Genomic DNA, 17,064 nt, shown 5'->3' on the forward strand with positions numbered 1-17,064 from the left:
TTCACATTTATCTACCTGAGCGAATTGCCCCTGCACGATTATCGTTAATATCTTCGTGGAACTGGTCGTTATTCCAATCTTCCATTCGGGAGTTTTCAAAATCAATTTGTTCTCCTTGTGGTGATTCCAGCATTAAATCAATGGTTGCATTTAGTGAACCGACATAATCTTGATCCTTTGATGACATACCACGGTACTTTTCAATCTCTAACATCATTACCGGGTCATCACTTACATAGACATCGAAGTAAGCAGGGACAATGGAATAAGCTGTATTCCTCACTTGCGTTGCTAAGTATTTACGATCCATGTCCTCCATTTCATTTTCACCAGAATCATATGCCACGAGAACATGTTGGTCCGTAACAAGTGCCGCAGATTCCCGAACGTCTTTTAATGAAGCTGTTAATTGACCAATAGTTTCTGCCATTAAGGAACGGTCGTATACTGCTAAGGTGGCTGCACCACCCAGTGCAGTTGTATCTGTATATCGACCGAATCCAAACCGCGTATATTGATCGGTATCATCAGTGGCACGTCTATTTAATACAAAATGCTGATTCGGCTGTTGATAACCCCTGAGGAGATCCATCTGTTGCCCTTCAGCTCCATGTGATCCTTCCGTATTACCGCACCCACTCGTAATTAAGGAAAGGCTTAACAAGGTGATCAAAGATAATACAGTTTTTTTCATGTTAAAAAACACCTCCTATCAGTAGGATGACCGATAGAACCTTTGTTTAAGGGTGGTAATTAATGGCTCTCTTTTGTATTGATTATTGAAATTTGTAGAAAAATAAGGCAAGATAGAAATTAGAAAAGCGAGGTGGGAAATTGATGGTAAGTATACAAGGTGCATCTTACGAAGTAGTGGAGGATGTAAGAAACGGATGGAATGAAGAAGAATTTAAAAATCGTTATAGTGATGTTTTAAATAAATATGATTTTATCGTTGGGGATTGGGGTTATGATCAATTACGATTAAAAGGTTTTTTTGACGAAGAAAATAAAAAGGCAAGTTTTGATTCGAAAATTGGTTCCCTTCCTGAATACTTATATGAATATTGTAACTTTGGCTGTGCTTACTTTATTGTAAAAAAAGTAAAACAACCACAAGCAGTAAGTAAATAAATAAAAACCAAAAGCCATCGTAAAGTGATGGCTTTGGTTATTCTATTGGTGTAAATTATGGTTTGAATGGTTCTTCTCGGTCAATCCGTTTATCATCATGTGTAGGATGAGACCCTGGGTCTTTCCGTTCCAAGTCTTGATGGAGGTTACGGTTCTCATACGTAAACGCACTGGCGGAACGCTGGCCATCTTTCCAGGCAGTTGTTTTTTGTAGGGTACCTTTAATTGGGGAACCATATGGCCCTTCAGGGGTTTGCTCTGGAATAATTTCTGATTTATTCTTTTCCACTGTTGAAAAATCGGTGTAGTATTCATCGTCATGGTACATAAACAAAGAAAACACCTCCTTATAAGTTAGTATGGTAAAAGGAGGTGGAAACATTCTTAGCAAATAAATAATTGCTTAATATGTCACATGAAATGCTGTTTTTCTCTTCACTTAATTTGGGGAGAATGACATCTTGAATGTTATATTACTTCATAAAGGAAATCCCTTAGTTCATTTCCTTCCTCTTCTGTTAGTTGAAAAGCTTCTTCAATATATCCAGGTTCTTCCAAATCATCCTGTCCAATAATAGCAAAACGATTAGACTGAATATCTAGAACTAATCTTTTCCCATAGTATCGGTTAGTTGATATGAGGACGATATCGTATCTTTGGTGTTCACCCATAAAACTGACATAGCGTGTTTTCGTTTCTTCATTTTCATCATATAAAAAAAAACGTTCTGACATAAAATCTCTCCTTTTTCTTTGTTCCTACTTTTCCCTTTATATGAATTATGCCAAAACTTTTCCTACATTACCAACTATTGAATTAAAAATGTACATTTTATTTTCAAAACTTGAATTTTGGAAATATGATAAAATAAGGTGAGATATGAAAGGATGATGAAAGTGTACTTCGTGGACAGAGAATTAATTGAGAAACGTTTATTATACATAGAAAAACAGTTGGAGGTTTTCTCGAAACAAAAATCATGGGAAACGGAACTGGAATGCTTAGCTTTAGAAAGAATTTCACATATGTTAATTGAAGTGATTGTAGATGTTGGGAACCAAATGATTGACGGATTTATAATGCGCGATCCAGGAAGTTACGAAGATGTGGTTGACATTCTTGAGGACGAAAAAGTTATCTCGAAGGATGATGGGGATGCACTGAAAAGAATTCTTCCTTGGAGAAAAAACTTATTGCAGGATTATGTGGAAGTAAACCATCACGTATTGGCGAACTCTTTTTTTAAAGAAAGTGAAACATTACTGCGTTTTCCAGGCAAAGTTAGGATGTACTTAAAAAATGAATTAGGACCAGTTTCTGCATTTTTGCCAAATAAGGAGTAAATTTACTCCTGTGTTCCATGGTGATTTGATATTTTTGTAATCTCCGGGTAAGTTTTTCTAGCTCCAGCGCCTACTCGCTGAGGGGCACTTCGGAAGTGACAACCGAAGTCAAAGGATCGGACTTCTAGTTGTCATTCCTCCACTGCCCTACGCTCGTGTTCATAGGCGCTTGCGCTTTTCTTGTTATTATTTGTGAAAAAGTGAACATATGATGAACTGATTAAGTCAAATTTGTAAACATTTATGTAATTATATTTTCGGATGTCTTTTCATTAGGTAAAATGTAGGAGAAGGAAGGTGAGGAAAATGGTGACGAAAACCACCTCAACACGAGATCAGATTCTCAGTCTATTAAAAAGAAAAAAACAGTTAACGGTTTCAGCAATTGCTCATGAACTTGATATTACAGAGATGGCTGTAAGAAGGCATCTCAATACATTAGAAAGAGACGATATTGTTGAAACAACATTATTTCGTCAGGCAATGGGTCGCCCAACGAATGTTTACCAATTATCGCATTCGGGCCAAGAATTATTTCCAAGGGATTACGCTACTTTCTCGATTGAATTATTAAAAGATTTAGAACGATTAGAGGGAACAGACAAAGTTAAAGAACTTTTTTCAAGGCGTAGTGAAAGAATAAAAAATCGATATGAAAAAAGAATGTTTTTGAAAGATTTTGGCGAGAAGGTAGAGGAGTTTGCTAGGCTACAAAACGAAAACGGTTTTATGGCAGAAGTATCAACAGAAGAGGATGGAACATATGTCATAAAGCAATACAATTGCCCAATTGCTGATGTTGCTATCGAATTTCCATTAGTATGTGAGAGTGAAATGAACCTGATGAAGGAATTATTACATGCAGATGTACATTGCGTCACCTGTATCGCCACTGGACAAGATGGACATTGTTATTATAGAATCAGAGAAAAGAAATAATTGACATCGTCACTCATCATGGGTGACGATTCTGTTTTTATAAACAATCTTTAAAAGTAAACTCAAAAAATAAGTCATTGGAGGAAAGAGGAATTGAAGGACTATAAAGGATTTTTAATTGACCTCGATGGAACGATGTACCGTGGCGAGGAGAGAATTGAAGCCGCATCTCACTTTGTAAAAAAAATTAGGGATAAGAATATACCTTATTTATTTGTAACAAATAATTCTTCTAGAACACCTAGCCATGTAGCGGAAAAATTGATTTCTATGGACATACCTTCTACACCAGAACATGTTTTCACCACAAGTATGGCAACATCAAATTATATTAAAGAAAAGTTTCCAAAAGGACGAGTGTTTATGATAGGGGAAGAGGGATTAGAAGACGCTCTTCGTCAGTATGAATTAAAACTAGTTGATGGAGACGGAGAAGTGGATGTAGTAGTCATGGGAATAGATAGAAGTATTAACTATGAAAAACTTTCAAAAGCTTGTCTGGCAGTTCGGTCTGGTGCATTATTTTTATCAACTAACGGAGATGTTGCAATTCCAACGGAGCGGGGTCTTCTCCCAGGGAACGGTTCACTGACTTCCGTCGTTCAAGTTTCCACTGGAGTAAATCCAATCTATATAGGAAAACCAGAATCAATTATTGTAGAACAAGCCTTAGACGTGTTAGGAACGTCTCTGGTTGACACGGTAATGGTGGGAGATAATTATCAAACAGACATTTTAGCTGGAATTAATGCAGGAATGGATACAATAATTGTCCATACTGGTGTAACTGCAAAAAAACATCTTCTACAGTTGGAAATACAGCCAACATGGTCAATTGATTCTTTAGATGAATGGAAATTTTAGAGGAGAGGTAAGACCCGTGCCTTCAGCCTTGAATAATTGACAAATAAACGTCTCAGATATTCCCGTAACTGAGACGTTTATTTAAGCCATTTCAGTCTGTCCACTATTCTGTATTTTCTGCACTATGTGCTAGACGACTAGACGCTGCAGCGGCTATCGCCCCTACAATATCATCCAAGAATGTATGACAGCCTTGATTTTTATCGTTAAGCTTTTGTAACACACCAGGCTTTAATTTGTCTATATAACCATAATTAGTAAATCCGATTGACCCATAAACATTTACAATGGAGAGGGCAATTATTTCATCAACACCATACAGTCCTTCATCCCGTTCCACAATACCTTGTAGAGGTTCTTCCAATTTTCCTTGTTCACAGAGAAGGTCCAATTGAATCCCTGTCATTATCGCATTTTGTACTTCTCTTTTCTTTAAGACTTTTTCAATATGTTCGATACATAACTCTTTCGTTAAATTGCTGTAGTAATTTTTTTGTAAAAAATAAACGAGATCGGCAATATCCTCTATACTAACTCCCCGTTCTAGAAGCCATTCCCTTGCTTTTTCTGTGTAAAAGTCACTGTTTTTTTTCATCACACATCACCTGTTTTTATGGTTTTAAAAAGTATATGCAGCTGCCTAAAATCTGTGTAAATTTACTCATGATTGAAACATTACTGTGATAGGACATGTCTTCTTAGTGTGGTGAATTGTATGTAAAATTATTCTTGATGAATTATTAACAGCTTCCATATCTGGGTCATAGACTATAGGAGGAAAAGGTGGTGATTATATGTTAGAAAGGGAAGTTTTTCAACATTTTCGGATCTATCCAGAAGAAATAATGTACATTGGTGAAGACCTTATTATTGCTGCTGAGGGAAATCGTTATCTTTTGCGACCCATTAATGGAATGGAAAATACACTACAGGAGAAAACCTTAATGGGGCAGTGGATACAATATTTTGGAGATGAGGATGTAGCAACTTATTTAGAACCTGATGGTAAAAAAAACACGATCCACGATAACGGGATTAACTATGCTGTTTTTCAGTTACCGAGTGAAACCTTATCTCGAAAAACTGAAAAACGTGGATTAGGTCAACGTCTGGCGAGTTTTCATCAAGCGGGCTTTAGTTATACACCTCAGGATAAAAAGCAGATGAATTCTCAACTATTGTGGAAAGAACGTTGGGAACGAAGAGTAGATCAACTGGAAAGCTGGTACGTTACAAAAACAAAGGACACAAAGAAGTCCTCTTTTGATAAACAATTTTGCGAAACTTTTCCTTATTTTATAGGTATTAGTGAAAATGCCATACAGTTAGTGGCGAATATACTGATTGATGATCTTTCCTATCAGAGGGTAAACAAGTCCATCTGCCATGTGAAATTTCAAGAAAATACGTGGATAACTTTAAATGAAGGACAGGAATCTACTGTTAAAATTCCAACTGACTTTACACATGACCACTATACAAGAGACTTAGCTGAATATATCCGTACCATTTGGGTCAGTTCAGAGAACCCTTCCGTCCGTGAAGAAATAATTACATCTTTTCTTAATGAGTATGAATCAATTCAATCCCTTTCACAGCTAGATCAAAAATTATTAATTGCACGTCTCCTTTTTCCGCTTCATTATTTTAACACAGTGGAAGCATATTATCGTTCACAGGAAGGAGAAAGGGATAGGTTGGAAAAAAAGTGTGAGAGTATATTTTCAAACACAGCCGATTATGAACAATTATTTGTCTTTCTGATAAAGCGATATCCTAAGTTAAACCATATAAATAGCCTGCCAGATTGGATTATTCACTCTGCACACAGCATCGAATAAAAAATGCTGTGTGTTTTTAAATAAAAAAAACGTATTTGCCTCAAATGTGAGAGACAAATACGCTTTGTTTGTGTTTAATTAAAATACTTGCTCTAGCTCAGTAACTCCTGGTACTTCCTCTAACAGAGCTCGCTCGATACCTGCTTTTAAAGTAATTGTAGAACTTGGGCAAGATCCACAAGCCCCCATTAACCTTACTTTTACAACTCCATCTTCCACATCAACTAGTTCAACGTCTCCCCCATCTCGAAGCAGGAATGGACGTAATTTATCAAGAACCTCTTGTACTTGGGATTCAATAGTTGTTTCTGCCATACTTAACAACTCCTTTCTTTACTCTTACTTTCATTATAATATCCAATCAGGAAAAAATCCATGAACACGTCTTATTTTTTCTATCTTTATAGTTAAAAATGTGACAATAATGAAAAGGAAATAATATCTACATACTTATGTTATTATATATAGTGTGAATGAGATGTGTCAAAGGAGAGAAAGATTTTATGACGATTGTGACAGTATATGGTGCAGAAGAAAAATGTGCCAGTTGTATACATTTACCAAGTGCATTAGAAACCATGGAATGGCTGGAAGCGGCAGTTCATCGAAAGTATCCAGATCAGAAAATATCATTTGAGTATTGTGATATTGAATCTCCTCAAACGGAGGAGCAAAAGGATTTTGCAAGAAAAATATTGGATGATGAGTTTTTTTATCCCCTTGTAGTAATTGGTGGTGAAGTTATTGCTGAAGGAAATCCACGATTGCAAGACATATATAAGAAAATTGAAGAAAGTGAATAAATAAAAATGAGACTGTTTTTATGGAAGACACTGAAAAGTTGTTTTAAACTTTTTCAGTGCCCTCTTTTTATACAGTCTCATTTTTCTATAAAGGTTCATGTCAAAGGATTTATATCTAGTCGTGTTACATCGATCTAGTCGTACCTTAAAAAGGATTTGTTCTATGGTATTTTATTAATAGCCAGAATGATATTTGTACATCCATAGAACACCTGATTTTAAAACCCTGGGAACACGTCCGGTAAGTGCTTTTTCACCCATTAAGCCAAATCCATGTTTCTTTCCTAAGGAACCTAAAACACCTTTTAACTTTATTCGAGGCATTTCTTCAGGATACTTTTTTCCATCCCATTTCCTTTGTAATAGCATCGAAATTTGCTCTGCCTGTGCTTCTGCTAACTGGGCACTTGGTGCATGATTTAGTGCTGCACAATCTCCTACAACAAATACGTTATCAAACCCTGGAATATGATGATATTTTGTTACGAGGACGCGACCGATAGAATCTTTTTCCACGTCAAGATTTCGAACTAATTTATTCGCTTGTATTCCAGCTGTCCAAATAATCGCATCAGCGGAAACGGGTTTATCATGATTATAAAGAATTTCCGATTCAACCTTTGTTATATTTGCTCGATTAATAATCTCCACTTGATGATCTTTTAACCATGATTGCACATAAGTGTAAAGTTTGGCAGGGAACATGGACAGAATATTTTCTCCTCGATCAAATAATTTTACAGTGAGATCTGGACGGCTTTCCCTCAATTCACTTGCCAATTCCACCCCGCTCAATCCACCACCAACAATCGCAACAGATCCGTTTGCCTTTACACCCTGTAAAACTTGATATGTCTTTCTTGCTCTGCGCATACTTTGGATACTAAGTGTATATTTATCTGCCCCTGGTACACCATGATATTTATCTTCACAGCCTAAACCAATTATTAAATCGTCATAATGGAGTTGATCTCCGTTCTCTAAATCTACTACTTGATTTTCTAAATTAATATGGGAAACAGTTTCAAATTTCAACTCTAAACGAACATCGTTAGGGAACGCTACACGTAAATGAGAGTCAGCTACTGTTCCAGCAGCTAAAGCATAGAATTCCGTTTTTAAGCTATGATAAGGCTCTTTTTCAATTAATGTAATCGAAATATCTTTCAACGTTTTTGAAGTAAGGAGTTTCTGAATGACACGAAGACCACCGTATCCTCCACCGAGTATGATTAAATTCCGCACAAATAAGCCTCCTCTTTCAAACTCTACTATTTTATGTAATTTTTTGTATATAATATTTACAACATGGATATAATAATTTACTCAACATTTAAAATAGTAACAGTTTTTTGTCGAAATAACAATATACTTATCAGGCTAATCTTCAAGACAAATCCCATTATTACCATCTTCTCTTTGAAGAGTTTCGTGTTACATTGTTGACAAATAAAGTGGGAAACTGTAGGATGATGAAGATAATGTTGACTAACACGTTGAGGTGGTTTATAAATGAATCCAATCATCGAATTTTGTGTTAGCAATTTAGCCAGTGGGACGCAAGCAGTAAAGGAAATATTAGAGAAGGATCCTAATTTAGATGTTATCGAATATGGATGTTTAAGCTTTTGCGGCCAATGTGCAAGAAAAAAGTTTGCCCTCGTAAATGGTGAGATTGTAACGGGGAATACAAATGAAGAATTGCTAACCAATATTTATCAATTCATAGAAGATAATCCAATGTTTTAAATTCGCTATCGGTGACTAAAGTTGCCGATGGCTTTATTATTAATCAGGATTGTAACTATCTTTTTTATCCTATAGATGATGAAAGATGTGTTACAATATTTTTAAATAATATTATTCTCCCGTAGTACTATGATGAAATAGGATAGAAGGTGACATAATGAAACCAATACCATTTAATCATACTTGGCCGTATGAAATCCAAATGGGGGAAATCTATTTACAGGAGTGTCCCTATTGCAGTACTAGTAATGTACTAACCCATATGTCAATAATCTCATTAAAGAGGGCAAAAGATAGTGTGAAACAGCGGCTAAATCTCCCTTGCTGTTTAAAAACAATGTTAATTTTAGAAGCAGACGATGATTATTTTTGGACGAATGAAAAGCTGAGATAACTAGTTAATTTTGAAAGGAAGAACTGTTGATGGTAAAGTTCACGAAAATGCATGGGTTAGGTAATCAATATATATTTATCAATTGTTTTGATGTGAAACTAGAGGAGAAAGAACTTTCTTTATTAGCAGTTGAAGTATCGGATATCTATACCGGCATTGGCTCGGATGGTTTAATTCTGATGGGCCCTTCGGATGTGGCGGATCTACAAATGAGAATTTTTAATAAAGATGGTTCTGAGGCAAAAAACTGTGGAAACGGACTTCGATGTGTAGCGAAATACGCCTATGATTATAATCTGATAAGCAAAAAAGTAATGACCATTGAAACACTTGGGGGAATTGTTCAGGCGACAGTCCATCCAGATGATGCAGGTTCAGTTCTGCTAGTGACAGTAGATATGGGGAAACCTAGATTTCAAGCTGAGCAAATACCTGTGACAGGTGTTTCACAAGAGGGACCAATCGTTGGGGAAAAAATAGAAGTGGACTCCGAAAATCATGAAATGACAGTTGTATCCATGGGAAACCCCCATGCTATATTTTTTGTGGATGATATTGAAGATGCACCGCTGATGACACTCGGGCCAAAAGTTGAAAAGCATGAACGTTTTCCAGAGAGTGTAAATGTGGAATTTGTCCAGCAGGTTTCAGGGGATGAACTTCATTTTCGTGTTTGGGAACGTGGATCAGGAGTAACGCAAGCATGTGGTACTGGTGCATGTGCTGCAGTTGTGGCGTCTGTGCTAAATGGGTTGTCCAATAAGGGAGAGGAAGTACAAGTTCATTTAGCTGGTGGAGATTTGTATATCACTTGGGATGAGAGAGACCATGTTTGGATGAAAGGTCCTGCCGAAACAATTTGTGAAGGAACCTATTACCGAAAAAATCAGAGGAAATAATAGTAGATTTGCAAATGTTAATTTTCAATAATATGAGCTCCGCTGTTTTATCCGTGAAGATAAATTGCAGTTCGCATCAACACGGAACATTAACATAGACTAATAAAAGTAGGGTTGTTTGAAGTAGTTCCATGTGGGATAAATCTTTGAACAACCTTTTTAATGTGGAACGAGAGGTTAACTATACAGTAACTTTTTTATAAACTAATGAAAAAACCGTCTCAACTGGGAGACGGTCAATCGATTTAGTATTTTTTCACAACATTGTAAAAAGTGTCCCTTTCGACAGGAACTTTATTTGCACCTTTGATTAAATGTATTAGTTCTTCTCGCGTAAGTCCTTGAGAGGTTAATGCCCCAACAGAGTGGGAAATTCTTTCCTCAATTAAGGTACCGTGAATGTCTGAACTTCCAAAAGCTAATGCCATTTGTGTTAATTGAGGTCCAATATTTATCCAGTAAGCTTTAATATGGTCGAAATTATCAAGCATTAAGCGACTGATTGCAATGGTACGAAGATCATCGTATGCGGAAGTACGGCGTTTTAATCCTGCATTAATACTTTTAGGCTGCATTGCTAAAGGAATGAATACCATATATCCATTTGTGCGATCTTGTAATTGACGAAGGCGGTCCATATGAATTAACCGTTCTTCCTTGGACTCTATGGAACCGTATAACATCGTTGCATGTGTTTTTAATCCAAGTCCATGAGCAATTTCATGTGCTTCCAACCACTGATCTGTTGAAGCCTTCTCTGGGCTCATTTTTGCACGATACCGTTCCGTAAGAATCTCTGCCCCACCTCCAGGAAGTGTGTCAAGACCTGCTTTAATAAGTTCTTCCAATACTTCTTTCATGGATAAACCAGAAATACGGGAGAAAAATTCAATTTCTGCTCCTGTATAAGCTTTAACTGTACATTGGGGATAATGTTTCTTTAAAATACGAATCGTATCTAAATAATAGTCAAATGGAACTTCCGTATTATGTCCACCAACGATATGAAACTCACGAATATTATCATTCCAACGATCTTCCACATATTTTAATAATTCTTCCTCGTTCATTGTATAAGCGCCTTCTTCACCAGGTTTACGTTTAAACCCGCAGAAAGAACAGCTTGCTTCACAGACATTTGTGGGATTAATATACATGTTTTGAATGAAATAAACATTATCACCGTTTATTTTCGTATTCACCTGATTAGCTAATTGTGCGATAGCTAGCAGATCAGTTGTTTCATAAAGCTTTAGTCCATCTTCAATGGAAAGGCGTTCTCCTTGGACAACTTTCTCTTGAATCTCTTTTAGACTGTTATCTAATAAAATAGTGTTCATTATTTTTCCCCCGATCAACAGTAATAAAAGCTACTAGTATAGCTTGTTTGATAAAACATGGCAAAAGTCTACCATATGATATTGTTTAAAATTATAAACATAACTGCACACGAATGCATATTATGAAGACATAAAACCTTTTTCGTATGCCGAAACTCTTTCTCTATCTTACCATCAATTTTACAATAGTGACAAATAGAATATATGGAAACCTTTCGTAGATTTTTACGCTTACTTAAAAATTACCTAAGCCTTAGTTTCCGATTTGATTTCTTGAAGGATGTTTTGGGAAAAGATATACTATAGTTAACTTCTGAAGGATAAAGGGGTGATTTATATGATTAAAGTTACAGAAGCAGCTGTTGCTCAAATAAAAAAAATGATGGAAGAGGAAGAAAAGAAAGATTTAGCTTTACGTGTTGGAGTCAAAGGTGGCGGTTGCAGTGGACTATCTTACGGGATGGGATTCGAAACAGAAATAGCTGAAGATGATATTACGTTCGAACAAAATGGAATAAATGTGGTAGTGGATAAAGAAAGTGAAGGAATATTAAAAGGACTTGTCATTGACTATAAACAGAACATGATGGGTGGAGGTTTCACAATTGATAATCCTAACGCCATTGCATCATGTGGATGTGGGTCTTCTTTTAGAACTGCAACAAATACTGGTACACCAGAAGAATGCTGAAATATAAAAAAGAGACCGTCTCGGTCTCTTTTTTTATTATATTTATAAGTTTTGGTACCTTCGGAAGTGACAACCGAAGTCAAAGAGCGGACTTCAAGCTACTTCTTCGAATTCGCTGTCCAACGAGCGTTTACTTCGCGAGTATGCTTCGAGTTGCCTCGACGGACAGGACGTCCTAATATCGGGCATGCCACAGGATGTGGCGTTTTGCCCGATGGACGGATAAACAACGGAGCGTTAGCTAGTAGAGGAAGAGGCACTGCCCTACGCTCGTGAGCATAGGCGCTTGCGCTTTTCTTAAAAGGTAAGAATTTATAAGTTTTTGCACCTTCGGGCAAGATGTCTAGCTCCAGCGCCTACTCGCTGCGGGACACTTCGGAAATGACAACCGAAGTCAAAGAGCGGACTTCAAGTTGTCATTCCTCCACTGCCCTACGCTCGTGAGCATAGGCGCTTGCGCTTTTCTTAATAACTGCACTAAACAGTGAAAAAAATAAACACTTTTAACTAAAAAAGGTGTTTACATTTTGTCAGACTAGGAGTATTATTATTGGTGGGAAAGATGTAGTAAATAATGGAAAGGAGGCTAAAAAAATGCAAAACGTTTATCAAACTGTAATTCAATTAAATACAAAACTGGCCTCCATGTTGGTGTCCCACCGGTAACTCCTATTATATATTGGATACATGCGCAGGTTAGTGCTTATTGACCTGCGCTTTTATTATGTCTAAAAACTGGTAATTACTTAACATAAAGTGATTATAACGCAGGTCAATTCTGACCTGCGTTTTTTGGTGCGCATTAATAGGTAAACAACTTACTACATTTAGAATGAAAAAAAGGAGGTGATAATGATGATGTTCCATTTATTGTTTATTACTGTAAAAATAAATAAACGAAGGTTTACAAATGAAGATATCCAGAGGGAAGCCCGACGTAGTTATGCCAATAAACTTCGTCAGGATGTTCAATCAAAGCAAGCGGAATATACGAGATTAATTTAGCATCTGACTGCTTTTTTAAAGGAGGTGAGTGGTTATGATGTTTCATATATTCTTTATTACTGTAAATATAACGAAGCGAAAATTTACTGAAAAAGAAATCATGAATGGACAACTAAGAAAGTATAGTAATGACGTCAGGAATGATATGCAGGTAAAACAAGCACAGTATACTCGATTAATTTAATGTCACGTAAAAGGTTAATGGATTTCAAATTTAGTAGAAGGAGGAGAGCTAAAGTGATTTTAAAAAGACCAGTTTATTATCTTGTTCGGTTACCAGAGGGGAAAGGCTTTGTTTAGCTGGGAAACAAATAAATAAATGAATATAACAAAAGACTGTCCAAAAAAAGTTAAGGAATTGACTTTTTGAATAGGGCAGTCTTTTCGTTTCTAAGCTCAGAATTATTTTTCTATTTCTAGCACTGGAACAATTCGCTGCTAGGGTCTTTAGATGTGTCAACAAAAAGATATATAACTTTAGTTAAACTTCCTTATAAAGAAATAGCTTGAATAGACAAAAATAACGACAAAAACAAAGAACATCCCAGAAACTAAACGAATGTCTAGTCAAAACAACTAGATGTTACATAAACTGTTTATGTCAAACGAGACTAGGACCTATATTATTTTACATGAGGGTTACAAATATGAAGCGTAAGGAGAGAGTAAAATGTTAAACAGAGGAACAGATTTATTTGGTTTTCCGTTATTTGGGAATCCTGGACGCAAACCATCTCATACTCTAACATTAAATGTTCAGGATACAGAAAAAGCTTTAATCATTGAGGGCGTTGTTCAAGGGTTTGAAAAAGAACATCTTCAAATCGAATTTGTGCGAAATGGTTTGTTAGTCATTGCAGAAAGACCCATTGAGGTTGCTGAAGGAGAAAGTAAAGAGGACGTTGAAGTAACTCCGCAGACAACACGTATTGAGCGATTTGTGCCTGTATTCTTCCCATTCACAGAAAAAGATGTAAAAGCTTCTTTTGCAGACAACACGTTGAAGATTGTTATTACAAAGAATAAAGAACACCGTAAATTCATTTCAGTGGAATAACAAACCAATAATGTTTTGTGCTTTAGTATTTCATATGGAGATAAATTGCTAAGTGGTAGTATATCCACTTAGCAATTTATTTTTTAATAGGTAAAATGTATAAGTTTTGGCAAATTCGGGGATTATTTAACTCCATCGCCTACTCGCTGCGGGGCACTTCGGAAGTGACAACTGAAGTCAAAAAGCGGACTTCTGTTGTCATTCCTCCACTGCCCTACGCTCGTAATCTTAGGCGATTGCGCTTTTCTTTTAAAACCAAAACCTGATTTTAGCCCTTTCCAAAAACATTTTCCTTACATAATCATATAATATAATGAATGATTTGTTTCTGTCTTAAGGGAGGGAAAAAGATGAGACAACAAAGATTTGAACCTAATCGATCGGCAGATCCTTTTAGTCAAGTAATGTTTGGAAATCATAAGCAACACCATCAACAGCACCATCAACACCACCATCAACACCACCAATCATATCAACAGCACCCATATTCAAATCCGTATCAGCAACAATATCAGCATCCACAACACCCACAGTACCAACAACACCCACAGCACCATCCAACTCAAACATTTCAGCATCATCAGCAGCACCCACAACATCAGTTTCATCAACAACCGATGCCGCAGCCTAATGGACCATTTTCTAAAAAACAAAAGATGCCAAAGCAGAAAATGAATGTAATGAAACATTTTCAAAAAGAAGATGGTTCACTAGATTTCGAAAAACTAGGAAATAGTGTCAATCAAGTGAGTGGAATTTATGGTCAGGTTAGTCCATTGGTGAAACAGCTATCTCCATTAATTTCAGTATTTAAGAAATCTTAATTTAGTTGACCATTTATGTGAGGTTGTCTCCTGAGAAGGGGGCAACCATTTTTATATTTTTGTTCGTATACTCAAATATGTATATCTCGAATGTATTTTAAAAAACTCACCTATTGAAAAATAAATTCCAACAGGTGAGTTTAAAATTATTGATTTTATTGTTTGTAAATGCTTTATTCTACCAGAAAAAGGCAGATCCTAATGCAAATCCTCCAATACCTGCAAGAGCAACCGGGAAGAAATTAGGGTTTCCACCCCATCCAGGGCGAGGGCCATATCCAGGTGCACCATATCCTGCGGGAGCACCGTAACCTGGGGCACCGTAATGACCATATCCAGGTGCTGCACCGTGACCATAGTAACCAGGATATCCATAACCAAAGCCGCCTCTGGCCATTGCAGGGCGTTCAAGCCAGACATTTTCCTGATCAACATCCATTATTCTTCCAGTATGCGTTTTACCACATTTTTCTGTTATTTGTACGAATTGACCTTGGTGTTGACAACATAAATCATAGTAACTCATTCATATCCCTCCCTTCTTGGGAATCTTTTAATAGTTTATTAACTAAGTAATTTGTTGATTGTACATATGTGCTAGTTTTTTATAAAAAATCCCTTTTTAGTTCTTTCTAAATGACGTAAGCCTAACTCTTTACAGATGTACTGGGCGAACTACACGATTTTAAATATATCAGCAGAAGTCTATACAAAATGTTGGCTCCTACATACAGTATTAATGCGAAGAAAAAATCGCAGGAAAATTAGCTAAGAGGAGGGAAGCTCAGATGGGTGCACCTGCTGGAGGATACGCTTCAGGTTTTGCGTTTATTATCGTGGTGTTCATTTTGTTAGTAATTATTGGTGCAGCAGTAGTAAGACCAGGGGGATATTATTACTAAAAAGTTCTCCGGTTTGACTCTCACTCAATAAGTGAGAGGAAAAATGTTGAAAAATGAAGGTTTCTTAAATTTAAAAAGGAGGAATTCAAAATGAGTCACTATCAAGACCCATATGCAGCTTACGGTTGTGCTCCTACAGCACCTGTAGCAGCACCAGCACACGGAGGAGGATTTGCAGGAGGATTTGCGTTAATCCTTGTATTGTTTATCCTATTAGTAATCATTGGGGCAGCTTTAGCTGCAGGAACTGGAGCAGCATACTAATTAGCAAAAAACAGAAGGCTGTGAGGACTTTCCTACAGCCTTTTCATTATAAACTTGGAAGATGACTACTCATAAGCAAGAGCCTAATTTAAACAATATTGGATTATCGTCTATACAAAATGTCATCTTCCACATATGTTATTGGTGCGAAGGATATTTCGCAAAGACTTTTCTCGAAGGAGTGAATGTTTCATGAGTCATACGACCGCAGGCGCAGGCGTAGGTGGATTCGCGTTTATTCTTGTAGTGTTTATCTTGTTAGTAATTATCGGAGCAGCCGTTGTTAGACCAGGACACGGTTACGGATATTACTAAGGTTTAAACAGTATTATCGAATCGAATAAATCAAATTTTAACGAGGAGGAATTCTTAAATGAGTCACTATCACGGAGGATACGCAGACCCAGCAGCAATGGGTGGTTATGGATACGGTGAACCAGGATACTATGGTTGCTGTGCACCAGCTGCACCAGTAGCAGCACCAGCACCAGCTCATGGTGGAGGATTTGCAGGAGGATTTGCATTAGTCCTTGTACTGTTTATCCTATTGGTAATTATCGGAGCAGCATTAGCAGCTGGAACTGGAGCTTACTAATAGCAGACTCAGGCTGCATGAATGAGGAAGAAGGCTGTTGGATTATCCAACAGCCTTTTCTCTGTAAAAAATAAGAAAGCATAAGTTTTTGCACCTTCGGGCATTGTCTAGCTCCAGCGCCTACTCGCATGGGAACTGAAAAGTGGTGCTTTTCCACTTTTACAGTCCCTAAGCAATGAGCGTAGCCGTCGCAATCTTTAAAAAGCTTGATAGGAGTGGTTTTCTCCTATCATGCGAGCGACGAGCGCAGCCATTGCCATACAAATAAAAGGAACTGAAAAAGTGGTTTTAAACTTTTTCAGTTGCTTCTTAATCGCATGGGAACTGAAAAGTGGTGCTTTTCCACTTTTACAGTCCCTAAGCAATGAGCGTAGCCGTCGCAATCTTTAAAAAGCATGATAGGAGCGGTTTTCTCCTATCAT

The 17,064-nt window shown here is 36.9% G+C and carries 27 protein-coding genes; 19 read left to right on the top strand and 8 right to left on the bottom strand.

Annotated features, from left to right (window positions below):
* Window positions 1-7 precede the first annotated feature (7 nt).
* Window positions 8-694 carry a YhcN/YlaJ family sporulation lipoprotein gene (locus tag KS419_RS14810; protein ID WP_217067172.1) on the bottom strand — a complete coding sequence of 229 codons (687 nt, stop codon included), beginning with the start codon at window positions 692-694 and terminating at the stop codon, window positions 8-10.
* A gap of 143 nt (window positions 695-837) precedes the next feature.
* Here KS419_RS14810 and KS419_RS14815 point away from each other — a divergent pair, with 143 nt between their 5' ends.
* Window positions 838-1,131: a YutD family protein gene (locus KS419_RS14815; protein WP_217067173.1), complete on the top strand. Its 294-nt coding sequence runs from the start codon at window positions 838-840 to the stop codon at window positions 1,129-1,131.
* A gap of 55 nt (window positions 1,132-1,186) precedes the next feature.
* Here the strand turns inward: KS419_RS14815 and KS419_RS14820 are convergent, their stop codons facing one another.
* Together KS419_RS14820 and KS419_RS14825 are read right to left on the bottom strand one after the other, a co-directional pair.
* Window positions 1,187-1,459, bottom strand: a complete 273-nt coding sequence (locus KS419_RS14820; protein WP_217067194.1) for a hypothetical protein — start codon at window positions 1,457-1,459, stop codon at window positions 1,187-1,189.
* Window positions 1,460-1,599: 140 nt separating this feature from the next.
* A complete protein-coding gene (locus tag KS419_RS14825; RefSeq protein WP_217067174.1) occupies window positions 1,600-1,866 on the bottom strand; it encodes a DUF3055 domain-containing protein in 267 nt (88 codons plus the stop codon).
* Between the two features lie 162 nt (window positions 1,867-2,028).
* Between KS419_RS14825 and KS419_RS14830 the strand changes: the two genes are divergently transcribed.
* The 3 genes from KS419_RS14830 (at window position 2,029) to KS419_RS14840 (ending at window position 4,278) form a co-directional block, all read left to right on the top strand.
* Window positions 2,029-2,475, top strand: coding sequence for a DUF86 domain-containing protein (locus KS419_RS14830; RefSeq protein ID WP_217067195.1), 447 nt, complete (start codon window positions 2,029-2,031; stop codon window positions 2,473-2,475).
* A gap of 306 nt (window positions 2,476-2,781) precedes the next feature.
* Window positions 2,782-3,414, top strand: a complete 633-nt coding sequence (locus tag KS419_RS14835) for a helix-turn-helix transcriptional regulator (RefSeq protein ID WP_217067196.1) — start codon at window positions 2,782-2,784, stop codon at window positions 3,412-3,414.
* Between the two features lie 93 nt (window positions 3,415-3,507).
* Entirely contained in the window at window positions 3,508-4,278 is a 771-nt protein-coding gene (locus KS419_RS14840) for a TIGR01457 family HAD-type hydrolase (RefSeq protein WP_217067175.1), read from the top strand.
* 103 nt (window positions 4,279-4,381) lie between these two features.
* Here KS419_RS14840 and KS419_RS14845 read toward each other — a convergent pair whose 3' ends face one another.
* The gene (locus KS419_RS14845; protein ID WP_217067176.1) at window positions 4,382-4,873 is read right to left on the bottom strand and encodes a phosphatidylglycerophosphatase A family protein; all 492 of its coding nucleotides are present in this window, start codon (window positions 4,871-4,873) and stop codon (window positions 4,382-4,384) included.
* A 199-nt stretch (window positions 4,874-5,072) separates the two neighbouring features.
* On the opposite strand from KS419_RS14845, the gene yutH reads away from it, so the two are divergent.
* Window positions 5,073-6,119, top strand: coding sequence for a spore coat putative kinase YutH (yutH, locus tag KS419_RS14850; RefSeq protein WP_217067177.1), 1,047 nt, complete (start codon window positions 5,073-5,075; stop codon window positions 6,117-6,119).
* A 78-nt stretch (window positions 6,120-6,197) separates the two neighbouring features.
* Here the strand turns inward: yutH and KS419_RS14855 are convergent, their stop codons facing one another.
* A complete protein-coding gene (locus tag KS419_RS14855; protein WP_217067178.1) occupies window positions 6,198-6,434 on the bottom strand; it encodes a NifU family protein in 237 nt (78 codons plus the stop codon).
* 188 nt (window positions 6,435-6,622) lie between these two features.
* On the opposite strand from KS419_RS14855, the gene KS419_RS14860 reads away from it, so the two are divergent.
* Window positions 6,623-6,922 carry a YuzD family protein gene (locus KS419_RS14860; RefSeq protein WP_217067179.1) on the top strand — a complete coding sequence of 100 codons (300 nt, stop codon included), beginning with the start codon at window positions 6,623-6,625 and terminating at the stop codon, window positions 6,920-6,922.
* A gap of 174 nt (window positions 6,923-7,096) precedes the next feature.
* Here the strand turns inward: KS419_RS14860 and KS419_RS14865 are convergent, their stop codons facing one another.
* Window positions 7,097-8,167, bottom strand: coding sequence for an NAD(P)/FAD-dependent oxidoreductase (locus KS419_RS14865; protein ID WP_217067180.1), 1,071 nt, complete (start codon window positions 8,165-8,167; stop codon window positions 7,097-7,099).
* Between the two features lie 267 nt (window positions 8,168-8,434).
* On the opposite strand from KS419_RS14865, the gene KS419_RS14870 reads away from it, so the two are divergent.
* The 3 genes from KS419_RS14870 to dapF all read left to right on the top strand — a co-directional run bounded on the left by KS419_RS14870 (window position 8,435) and on the right by dapF (window position 9,964).
* Window positions 8,435-8,671, top strand: a complete 237-nt coding sequence (locus KS419_RS14870; RefSeq protein ID WP_217067181.1) for a YuzB family protein — start codon at window positions 8,435-8,437, stop codon at window positions 8,669-8,671.
* A 157-nt stretch (window positions 8,672-8,828) separates the two neighbouring features.
* On the top strand, window positions 8,829-9,065 hold the full coding sequence (locus KS419_RS14875) for a hypothetical protein (RefSeq protein ID WP_217067182.1): 237 nt from the start codon (window positions 8,829-8,831) through the stop codon (window positions 9,063-9,065).
* A gap of 29 nt (window positions 9,066-9,094) precedes the next feature.
* Complete coding sequence (gene dapF, locus KS419_RS14880; RefSeq protein ID WP_246594192.1) at window positions 9,095-9,964, top strand: diaminopimelate epimerase; 870 nt, start codon at window positions 9,095-9,097, stop codon at window positions 9,962-9,964.
* A gap of 245 nt (window positions 9,965-10,209) precedes the next feature.
* Here dapF and mqnE read toward each other — a convergent pair whose 3' ends face one another.
* Window positions 10,210-11,304 (bottom strand): aminofutalosine synthase MqnE, encoded by a 1,095-nt coding sequence (gene mqnE, locus KS419_RS14885; protein WP_217067183.1) that lies wholly within the window; start codon window positions 11,302-11,304, stop codon window positions 10,210-10,212.
* Between the two features lie 337 nt (window positions 11,305-11,641).
* Between mqnE and erpA the strand changes: the two genes are divergently transcribed.
* The 6 genes from erpA to KS419_RS14910 all read left to right on the top strand — a co-directional run bounded on the left by erpA (window position 11,642) and on the right by KS419_RS14910 (window position 14,881).
* Window positions 11,642-11,995, top strand: coding sequence for an iron-sulfur cluster insertion protein ErpA (gene erpA / locus KS419_RS14890; protein WP_217067184.1), 354 nt, complete (start codon window positions 11,642-11,644; stop codon window positions 11,993-11,995).
* Window positions 11,996-12,148: 153 nt separating this feature from the next.
* Window positions 12,149-12,271: a hypothetical protein gene (locus KS419_RS25265; RefSeq protein WP_281419817.1), complete on the top strand. Its 123-nt coding sequence runs from the start codon at window positions 12,149-12,151 to the stop codon at window positions 12,269-12,271.
* Window positions 12,272-12,850: 579 nt separating this feature from the next.
* Entirely contained in the window at window positions 12,851-13,000 is a 150-nt protein-coding gene (locus tag KS419_RS14895; protein WP_217067185.1) for a YrzI family small protein, read from the top strand.
* A gap of 34 nt (window positions 13,001-13,034) precedes the next feature.
* On the top strand, window positions 13,035-13,184 hold the full coding sequence (locus tag KS419_RS14900) for a YrzI family small protein (protein WP_217067186.1): 150 nt from the start codon (window positions 13,035-13,037) through the stop codon (window positions 13,182-13,184).
* 486 nt (window positions 13,185-13,670) lie between these two features.
* Entirely contained in the window at window positions 13,671-14,057 is a 387-nt protein-coding gene (locus tag KS419_RS14905) for an Hsp20/alpha crystallin family protein (protein WP_217067187.1), read from the top strand.
* Between the two features lie 350 nt (window positions 14,058-14,407).
* Entirely contained in the window at window positions 14,408-14,881 is a 474-nt protein-coding gene (locus KS419_RS14910) for a YppG family protein (RefSeq protein ID WP_217067188.1), read from the top strand.
* Window positions 14,882-15,059: 178 nt separating this feature from the next.
* Here the strand turns inward: KS419_RS14910 and KS419_RS14915 are convergent, their stop codons facing one another.
* Entirely contained in the window at window positions 15,060-15,407 is a 348-nt protein-coding gene (locus KS419_RS14915; RefSeq protein ID WP_217067189.1) for a hypothetical protein, read from the bottom strand.
* A gap of 262 nt (window positions 15,408-15,669) precedes the next feature.
* On the opposite strand from KS419_RS14915, the gene KS419_RS14920 reads away from it, so the two are divergent.
* From KS419_RS14920 to KS419_RS14935, 4 genes are all read left to right on the top strand, one after another.
* Complete coding sequence (locus KS419_RS14920; RefSeq protein ID WP_217067190.1) at window positions 15,670-15,783, top strand: YjcZ family sporulation protein; 114 nt, start codon at window positions 15,670-15,672, stop codon at window positions 15,781-15,783.
* A gap of 90 nt (window positions 15,784-15,873) precedes the next feature.
* The gene (locus tag KS419_RS14925) at window positions 15,874-16,047 is read left to right on the top strand and encodes a YjcZ family sporulation protein (protein WP_217067191.1); all 174 of its coding nucleotides are present in this window, start codon (window positions 15,874-15,876) and stop codon (window positions 16,045-16,047) included.
* Between the two features lie 192 nt (window positions 16,048-16,239).
* Window positions 16,240-16,362, top strand: a complete 123-nt coding sequence (locus KS419_RS14930) for a YjcZ family sporulation protein (RefSeq protein ID WP_217067192.1) — start codon at window positions 16,240-16,242, stop codon at window positions 16,360-16,362.
* A gap of 58 nt (window positions 16,363-16,420) precedes the next feature.
* A complete protein-coding gene (locus KS419_RS14935; protein ID WP_281419818.1) occupies window positions 16,421-16,642 on the top strand; it encodes a YjcZ family sporulation protein in 222 nt (73 codons plus the stop codon).
* Window positions 16,643-17,064 lie beyond the last annotated feature (422 nt).

The organism is Evansella tamaricis, from assembly GCF_019042215.1.
Lineage (GTDB): Bacteria > Bacillota > Bacilli > Bacillales > Salisediminibacteriaceae > Evansella > Evansella tamaricis.

Coding starts and splice junctions, on each gene's coding strand:
- mqnE (WP_217067183.1), bottom strand. CDS start 11,304: ATGAACACTATTTTATTAGATAACAGTCTAAAAGAGATTCAAGAGAAA.
- KS419_RS14825 (WP_217067174.1), bottom strand. CDS start 1,866: ATGTCAGAACGTTTTTTTTTATATGATGAAAATGAAGAAACGAAAACA.
- KS419_RS14845 (WP_217067176.1), bottom strand. CDS start 4,873: ATGAAAAAAAACAGTGACTTTTACACAGAAAAAGCAAGGGAATGGCTT.
- KS419_RS14930 (WP_217067192.1), top strand. CDS start 16,240: ATGAGTCATACGACCGCAGGCGCAGGCGTAGGTGGATTCGCGTTTATT.
- KS419_RS14860 (WP_217067179.1), top strand. CDS start 6,623: ATGACGATTGTGACAGTATATGGTGCAGAAGAAAAATGTGCCAGTTGT.
- KS419_RS14900 (WP_217067186.1), top strand. CDS start 13,035: ATGATGTTTCATATATTCTTTATTACTGTAAATATAACGAAGCGAAAA.
- KS419_RS14855 (WP_217067178.1), bottom strand. CDS start 6,434: ATGGCAGAAACAACTATTGAATCCCAAGTACAAGAGGTTCTTGATAAA.
- KS419_RS14920 (WP_217067190.1), top strand. CDS start 15,670: ATGGGTGCACCTGCTGGAGGATACGCTTCAGGTTTTGCGTTTATTATC.
- KS419_RS14935 (WP_281419818.1), top strand. CDS start 16,421: ATGAGTCACTATCACGGAGGATACGCAGACCCAGCAGCAATGGGTGGT.
- KS419_RS14875 (WP_217067182.1), top strand. CDS start 8,829: ATGAAACCAATACCATTTAATCATACTTGGCCGTATGAAATCCAAATG.
- erpA (WP_217067184.1), top strand. CDS start 11,642: ATGATTAAAGTTACAGAAGCAGCTGTTGCTCAAATAAAAAAAATGATG.
- KS419_RS14835 (WP_217067196.1), top strand. CDS start 2,782: ATGGTGACGAAAACCACCTCAACACGAGATCAGATTCTCAGTCTATTA.
- KS419_RS14815 (WP_217067173.1), top strand. CDS start 838: ATGGTAAGTATACAAGGTGCATCTTACGAAGTAGTGGAGGATGTAAGA.
- KS419_RS14925 (WP_217067191.1), top strand. CDS start 15,874: ATGAGTCACTATCAAGACCCATATGCAGCTTACGGTTGTGCTCCTACA.
- KS419_RS14810 (WP_217067172.1), bottom strand. CDS start 694: ATGAAAAAAACTGTATTATCTTTGATCACCTTGTTAAGCCTTTCCTTA.
- KS419_RS14895 (WP_217067185.1), top strand. CDS start 12,851: ATGATGTTCCATTTATTGTTTATTACTGTAAAAATAAATAAACGAAGG.
- KS419_RS14870 (WP_217067181.1), top strand. CDS start 8,435: ATGAATCCAATCATCGAATTTTGTGTTAGCAATTTAGCCAGTGGGACG.
- yutH (WP_217067177.1), top strand. CDS start 5,073: ATGTTAGAAAGGGAAGTTTTTCAACATTTTCGGATCTATCCAGAAGAA.
- KS419_RS14910 (WP_217067188.1), top strand. CDS start 14,408: ATGAGACAACAAAGATTTGAACCTAATCGATCGGCAGATCCTTTTAGT.
- KS419_RS14820 (WP_217067194.1), bottom strand. CDS start 1,459: ATGTACCATGACGATGAATACTACACCGATTTTTCAACAGTGGAAAAG.
- dapF (WP_246594192.1), top strand. CDS start 9,095: ATGGTAAAGTTCACGAAAATGCATGGGTTAGGTAATCAATATATATTT.
- KS419_RS14905 (WP_217067187.1), top strand. CDS start 13,671: ATGTTAAACAGAGGAACAGATTTATTTGGTTTTCCGTTATTTGGGAAT.
- KS419_RS14915 (WP_217067189.1), bottom strand. CDS start 15,407: ATGAGTTACTATGATTTATGTTGTCAACACCAAGGTCAATTCGTACAA.